Raw genomic sequence first — 6,659 nt, 5'->3', positions numbered from 1 at the left:
CCTCCCGCCCGCCCTGTCAGGCGAGCGTCAGCCTGTTCCACTAGCTTGATGCCAGGCTCGGCGCCGCTGCGCGCCGACATTTCGGCAATCCGGACACTGGCGACATCTCCCAGGGCGTCGCCGGTTGCGAGGCCCGGCAGGATTAGTCTCCATGTCCGGGCCTCGTTTTTTGCTCGCAAAAGAAAACGGCGCCCCTGAGGAGCGCCGCTCAAAGCCGGTCTGCTTCCGCTGGCTCAGTACCCGCAGGACGCGCAGTTCATCTGCACCGGGGCGTAATAGGAATAGCCGGGCGAGACCATCTCAACGCGCTGGCGCGTGGCGTATTGCGGCGGGATGCGCTGATACTGGACGCTGGGCGGCGCGACCATCACGGTCTGCGGCACCATCACGGTGCGGTATTGCGCGGGCGTGCGGTGCGCAACGACGGAGCCCGGCGAGACCATCACGGTCTCGTCGACGGTGCGGTATTGCGGCGCGACGTATTGCTGCTGATAGCAGGTCTGGCACGGCGGCGGCGCGTAGCAATTGTAGCAGCCGGCGGAAGCCGCGCCCGTCATGGAAATTGCTGCGACGGCGGTCGAGAAAACAACGGCGAGAGTACGAGACATTGCGATGGTGCCCCAGTTGCCCGAAATGGATTTGCGAAGGTGGCCGCATTATACGCCGCAAAATCCAGGGCCGCCGAAGTTCGTCGGGGCATCCTTAACGCGAACGGCCGGCTTGCGCCGGCCGTTCAGGACTTGTTGACCATCCGCAGCCTACGCGGATGATGCGAAGCTTACTTCGAGCGACGCTTTACCTCGCGTACCGCGCCGCGCGCGGCGCTGGTGGTGAGCGCGGCGTAAGCCTGCAGCGCGGTCGAGACGTTGCGCTTGCGCCCCTGCGCCTGCCAGGCCGCATCGCCCTTCGCCTCTTCCGCCGCGCGGCGCTTGGCGAGCTCCTCGTCGGAGACCTCCAGGCTGATGCTGCGGTTCGGGATGTCGATCGCGATGATGTCGCCGGTGCGGACGAGACCGATGTTGCCGCCTTCGGCCGCTTCCGGCGACAGATGGCCGATCGAGAGGCCCGACGAGCCGCCGGAGAAACGGCCGTCAGTGACGAGCGCGCAGGCTTTGCCGAGGCCCATCGATTTCAGGTAGCTCGTGGGATAGAGCATCTCCTGCATGCCGGGACCGCCGCGCGGCCCCTCATAGATGATGACCACGACCTCGCCGGCGACGACCTTGCCGCCGAGAATGCCCTCCACCGCTGCGTCCTGGCTTTCGAATACGCGCGCGGGGCCGGAAAACTTCAGGATCGAGGCGTCGACGCCCGCGGTCTTCACGATGCAGCCGTCCTGCGCGAGGTTGCCGTAGAGCACGGCGAGACCGCCGTCCTTGCTGAAGGCGTGCTCGAGATCGCGCACGACGCCCTTCTCGCGGTCGGCATCGAGCTCGTCGTAGCGGCGCTCCTGGCTGAAGGCGACCTGGGTCGGGATGCCGCCGGGCGAGGCGCGGAAGAAGGTGCGCACCGCATCGCTCTTGGTGCGCTTGATGTCCCAGCGTTCCAGCGCATCGTTCATGGTCGGCGCATGCACGGTCGAGACCGAGGTGTCGATCAGGCCGGCGCGATCGAGCTCGCCCAGAATGCCCATGATGCCGCCGGCGCGATGCACGTCCTCGACATGCACGTCAGCGACCGAGGGCGCGACCTTGCAGAGCACGGGCACGCGGCGCGAGAGACGATCGATGTCCTGCATGGAGAACTTCACCTCGCCTTCATGGGCGGCGGCGAGCAGATGCAGCACGGTGTTGGTCGAGCCGCCCATCGCGATGTCGAGCGTCATCGCGTTCTCGAACGCCCTGAAGTTCGCGACGTTGCGCGGCAACACGGATGCGTCGTCCTGCTCGTAATAGCGGCGGACGAGATCGACGATGGTGTGGCCGGCCTCGACGAACAGGCGCTTGCGGTCGGCATGGGTCGCGACCACCGTGCCGTTGCCAGGGAGCGCCAAGCCGAGCGCTTCGGTCAGGCAGTTCATCGAATTGGCGGTGAACATGCCCGAGCAGGAGCCGCAGGTCGGACACGCCGAGCGCTCGATAACCTTGACGTCCTCGTCGCTGACCTTGGAGTCCGCGGCGGCGACCATGGCGTCGATGAGATCGACGGCCTTGGTCTTGCCGGCCAGCTTGACCTTGCCGGCCTCCATCGGGCCGCCCGAGACGAACACGGCGGGGATGTTGAGCCGCAGCGCTGCCATCAGCATGCCCGGCGTGATCTTGTCGCAATTGGAGATGCAGACGAGACCGTCGGCGCAATGCGCATTGGCCATGTACTCGACGCTGTCGGCGATCAGCTCGCGCGACGGCAGGCTGTAGAGCATGCCGTCATGACCCATGGCGATACCGTCGTCGACCGCGATGGTGTTGAACTCCTTGGCCACGCCGCCGGCCTGCTCGATCTCGCGGGCGACGAGCTGGCCGAGGTCCTTGAGATGGACGTGGCCGGGCACGAACTGGGTGAAGGAGTTGACGACCGCGATGATCGGCTTGCCGAAATCCGCATCCTTCATGCCCGTCGCGCGCCAGAGGCCGCGGGCGCCCGCCATGTTGCGGCCGTGGGTGGTGGTGCGGGAGCGATAGGCTGGCATGGCGGTTTCCGTCCTCGGGTTGGTGCCTGAGCGGGAAAATGGAAGCCGCCTCAGGCCTTTGTGGCCGGATAGCGCAGCCGGGGAACGCGCGCAACGGGAACTTGGGCATGACAGGGCTCCCCTGCTCCCGGCGCGGGCTCTCTGTCGTGCCCCGGACGCAGCGCAGCGTCACTTCGACGGTGCGCTGCTGAGCCGGGGCCCAGAAACTCGCGGAGGCATGGGTCCCGGCCCAGCGGAGCGGCACTACGCGCCGCACCGCGTCCGGGACACGAGACCTACTGCAAGGTCGGGTCCAGCCGGTCGCGCAGCCAGTCGCCGATGACGGAGACGGCGAGCGTCGTGACCACGATCGTGGTCGCCGGGGCCAGCATGATCCATGGCGCCCTCGTCAAGTATTCCCGGCCATAGCCGACCATGTTGCCGAGGCTGGTCATCGGCGGCTGCACGCCGAGGCCGAGGAAGGACAGGCCTGATTCCATCAGAATCACCTCGGGAAAGACCAGCGTCATCGAGACGATCAGAGTGGAGGCGATGTTGGGCAGGATGTGGCGAAGGTAAATCCGCGGCGGTGTCGCGCCCAATTGGCGGACCGCGGCGGCGTAGCCTTGCGCGTTGGCGGAGATGGCAAGGCCGCGCGCGATGCGGGCGTAGCGCTCCCAGCCGAACAATCCCATCAGGCCGATCAAGAGCGGCAGCGAATTGCCGAAGAAGGCGAGCACGGCCAGCGCCATGATCAGAAAGGGCATGCTGGCCTGGAAGTCGGTCAGCATCAGCACGAGCTGCTCGACAACCCCGCGGAAATGCGCGGCGAGGAAGCCAAGCATGGTGCCGACGACGGCCGAGATCGCGGTTGCACCGAAGGCGATCAGCAGCGAGATGCGGATCGAGACAAGCAGACGCGACAGCACGTCCCGGCCGAGCTCGTCGGTGCCGAGCCAATGCGCGAAATTGCCGGGCGCCGCCAGCCGGTTGCGCAAATCGAGCTGGGTATAACCGTAGGGCGCGATCTTCTCGGCGAAGGCCGCGATCACCAGCATCGCGACGATCCAGGTGATGGCGAGCGCAACCGAGACCGGGATCGCCGGCAGGCTGATGCGGCGACGTACGTCTGCGTCCTTCAACGTGGCGTCGGTCATGCGTGCGCCCCCTTGGCGCGCAGGCGCGGATCGAGGAAGCCATAGAGGAAATCGACGACCAGGTTCGAGGTGACCATGGTCATCGCGACCAGCAAGAGGATGGATTGCACGACGGCGAGGTCACGGTTGGCAACCGCAACGACGAGCAGCCGCCCTACTCCCGGCCAGGAAAACACGCTCTCCACCACCACCGCGCCCGCGATCAGTGTACCCACCATGAATCCCAAAATGGTCACGGTCGGGATCGCGGCATTCGGCAATGCATGCGACGTCACTACCTTGCGCCACGGCACGCCCTTGGCAGATGCGGTGCGGATATAGGGCTGGCCCAGCACCTCCAGCATGGCGCTGCGGGTAAAGCGCGCCAGCACGGCGGCGCCTCCCAGGCTCAGTGTCGCGATCGGCAGGATGGCGTGACGCCAGCTGTCCTGCCCGCCCGAGGGCAGCCAGCCGAGTTGCACGGAGAAGACGAGCACCAGGATCAGCGCGAGCACGAAGCTCGGCACGGTAAAGCCCGCAACCGCCGTCGTCATCACGGCTCGGTCGATGGCGGACCCCCGGTGCAGCGCGGCGTAGATGCCGGCGGGAACGCCGAGCGCGAGCTTGAAGAAGAACGCCGGCAGCGTCAGCGCCAGCGTCGCCGGGATCCGCTCCAGCACCAGCTCGATCGCGGGCCGGCCATCACGCATGGAGCGGCCAAGCTCGCCCTTGGCGATGGCGCCGAAATAATCGAGATATTGAAACCAGATGGGATCGTCGAGGCCCCAGGCCTTGCGGAACGCAGCGAGCACCTCGGGCGGCGCCTCGGGCCCCAGGATCATCAGCGCGGGATCGCCTGACAGCCGCAGCACGACGAAGGCGAAGGTGACGACAAGCACGATCGTGAGCGCGGCCCGTCCAATGCGAATGGCGACATAGCGTCCCATCACGCGGCGTCCTGCGTTTGGGCGCCTTTCACGAGATGGCAGGCCACCTGCCTGTCACCGCCGACGGCAGACAGCGCCGGCACCTTGCTTGCGCAGCGCGCGATGGCGCGCGGGCAGCGCGGATGGAAAGCGCAGCCGTGTGGGCGCGCCGCCGGGTTCGGCGGATCGCCTGAAAGCACGACGCGGCCGGCGCTGCGGCGGCCCGGCGCCGGCGATGCCGAGACGAGCGCCTGGGTGTAGGGGTGCTCGGGACGAGCAAAGAGATCATCGGCGCTGCCGATCTCGACGATGCGGCCGAGATACATCACGGCGACGACATCGCTGATTTGCCTGACGACGCGCAGATCGTGGCTGATGAACAGCAGCGTCAGCGACAGCTCGGCCTGGAGATCGCAGAGCAGGTTCACCACCTGGGCCTGGATCGAGACGTCGAGCGCGCTGACCGGCTCGTCGCAGACCAGGAAATCGGGCTTCGTGGCGAGCGCCCGCGCTAGCACGATGCGCTGACGCTGGCCGCCGGACAGCGCGCCGGGATAGCGCGCGCCATGCGCGGGCGTCAGCTCGACCGCGCGCAGGAGCTCGCGGACACGCTCGTCGCGCATCGCCGGCGTGCCGACGCCGTGAATGTCGAGGGGCTCGCAGATTTGCGCCGCGACCGGCAGGCGCCGGTCCAGCGCGCCGAGCGGGTCCTGAAAGATCATCTGCATGCTTGCTCGCTGCGCACGCCACGCGGCCGTTCCCTGCACGGCCATCGGCTTGCCGTCGAAGTGCACCTCGCCGCGATCGGGCGGCTCGAGGCCGAGCACGATGCGGCCGGTGGTCGACTTGCCCGAGCCGGACTCGCCCACGAGACCCAGCGTCTCGCCCCTGGCAATCGTCAGCGATACGCCGTCGACGGCGTGCACGGCCGTAGCGCGGCCGAACATGCCGGAGCGCATCGCGTAGCTGCGCGAGATCGCAGACACCTCAACGAGCGGCGCGCTCATTCGGCAGCGATCCCGAGCAGTGCACGGCGCGAGGCCTCGGCGCGGATGCAGGCAACGCTGCGGTCATTCGCGATCGGTGCAAGGGTTGGTGCCGCAAGGCCGCACGACTCTGCGGCCAACGTGCAACGCGGCGCAAAGGCGCAACCGGACGGCATCTTCGCAGGATCAGGCACCGTACCGGGAATGGCGGTGAGGCGCCGGCGGGGTCCGTCGAGCGGCGGCAGCGCGCCGATCAGGCCCTGCGCATAGGGATGGAAGGGATCGGCAAAGAGCTGGTCGCTGGGAGCTTCCTCGACGATGCGGCCGGCATACATCACCGCGACGCGGTCGCAGTTTTCCGCGACGACGCCGAGATCGTGGCTGATCAGGACCATTGCCATGCCGAACTCGCGGCGGACTGTCGAGAGCAGCTCCAGGATTTGCGCCTGGATGGTGGCATCGAGGGCGGTGGTCGGCTCGTCCGCGATCAAGAGGTCCGGATTTCCGGCGAGGGCCATCGCGATCATGATGCGCTGGACCTGGCCGCCGGAGAATTCGTGCGGATAGGCTTCCAGCCGCCGGCCTGCATCGGGGATGCCGACGAGATCGAGCAGCCGCCGCGCTTCCGCCTTCACGGCATTGCCTTGGAGATCGCGATGCAAGGCCAGCGCCTCGCAAAGCTGCCTGCGGATGGTCAGCACCGGGTTGAGCGCGCTCGCCGGATCCTGGAAGATCATGGCCATGCGCCCGCCCCTGACCTGGTCAAGCGCAGCCGCGGGCGCGCCGAGGATCTCGCGCCCCTCGAGCCGCACCGAGCCGGAGACCTGCGCATGCCGTGGCAGAAGCCCGAGGGCGGCAAGCCAAGTGACCGACTTGCCGGAGCCGGACTCGCCGACGAGGCCGACGGCCTCGCCTTTGCCAAGCGCGAGATCGATCCCGCGCAGGACCGGCACGCCGCCAAAGGCGACGCGCAGATCCTGAATGCTGACCAGCGACGTCACGG

General features: G+C 67.6%; 7 protein-coding genes. All 7 read right to left on the bottom strand.

Translation table 11 applies throughout. From position 1 onward, the window contains the following. Positions 1-212: hypothetical protein (locus RPS27_RS08710; protein ID WP_313753962.1), on the bottom strand; the 212-nt coding region annotated here is incomplete at its 3' end. Positions 213-233: 21 nt separating this feature from the next. After that, positions 234-557, bottom strand: a complete 324-nt coding sequence (locus RPS27_RS08705) for a hypothetical protein (protein ID WP_194408298.1) — start codon at positions 555-557, stop codon at positions 234-236. 221 nt (positions 558-778) lie between these two features. Further along, complete coding sequence (gene ilvD / locus RPS27_RS08700; RefSeq protein WP_212068647.1) at positions 779-2,629, bottom strand: dihydroxy-acid dehydratase; 1,851 nt, start codon at positions 2,627-2,629, stop codon at positions 779-781. Positions 2,630-2,904: 275 nt separating this feature from the next. Next, the gene (locus tag RPS27_RS08695) at positions 2,905-3,765 is read right to left on the bottom strand and encodes an ABC transporter permease (protein ID WP_313753961.1); all 861 of its coding nucleotides are present in this window, start codon (positions 3,763-3,765) and stop codon (positions 2,905-2,907) included. Continuing rightward, positions 3,762-4,691 (bottom strand): ABC transporter permease, encoded by a 930-nt coding sequence (locus tag RPS27_RS08690; RefSeq protein ID WP_212068645.1) that lies wholly within the window; start codon positions 4,689-4,691, stop codon positions 3,762-3,764. The genes RPS27_RS08695 and RPS27_RS08690 overlap by 4 nt, the downstream gene beginning before the upstream one ends. Further along, complete coding sequence (locus RPS27_RS08685; protein ID WP_212068644.1) at positions 4,691-5,677, bottom strand: ABC transporter ATP-binding protein; 987 nt, start codon at positions 5,675-5,677, stop codon at positions 4,691-4,693. The genes RPS27_RS08690 and RPS27_RS08685 overlap by 1 nt, the downstream gene beginning before the upstream one ends. Beyond that, positions 5,674-6,657, bottom strand: coding sequence for an ABC transporter ATP-binding protein (locus tag RPS27_RS08680; protein WP_212068643.1), 984 nt, complete (start codon positions 6,655-6,657; stop codon positions 5,674-5,676). Before RPS27_RS08680 ends, RPS27_RS08685 begins: the two co-directional genes overlap by 4 nt. Positions 6,658-6,659 lie beyond the last annotated feature (2 nt).

This window comes from Bradyrhizobium sp. WYCCWR 12699, assembly GCF_032144035.1.
In the GTDB taxonomy this organism is placed as follows: Bacteria; Pseudomonadota; Alphaproteobacteria; order Rhizobiales; family Xanthobacteraceae; genus Bradyrhizobium.
Note: the sequence above shows the minus strand (reverse complement) of the source record. Positions and strands in the feature narration are given on the sequence as shown.

What these genes read in the sequence shown, in the direction of transcription:
- RPS27_RS08690 (WP_212068645.1), bottom strand. Translation starts at nt 4,691, where the DNA reads ATGGGACGCTATGTCGCCATTCGCATTGGACGGGCCGCGCTCACGATC.
- RPS27_RS08685 (WP_212068644.1), bottom strand. Translation starts at nt 5,677, where the DNA reads ATGAGCGCGCCGCTCGTTGAGGTGTCTGCGATCTCGCGCAGCTACGCG.
- ilvD (WP_212068647.1), bottom strand. Translation starts at nt 2,629, where the DNA reads ATGCCAGCCTATCGCTCCCGCACCACCACCCACGGCCGCAACATGGCG.
- RPS27_RS08695 (WP_313753961.1), bottom strand. Translation starts at nt 3,765, where the DNA reads ATGACCGACGCCACGTTGAAGGACGCAGACGTACGTCGCCGCATCAGC.
- RPS27_RS08705 (WP_194408298.1), bottom strand. Translation starts at nt 557, where the DNA reads ATGACGGGCGCGGCTTCCGCCGGCTGCTACAATTGCTACGCGCCGCCG.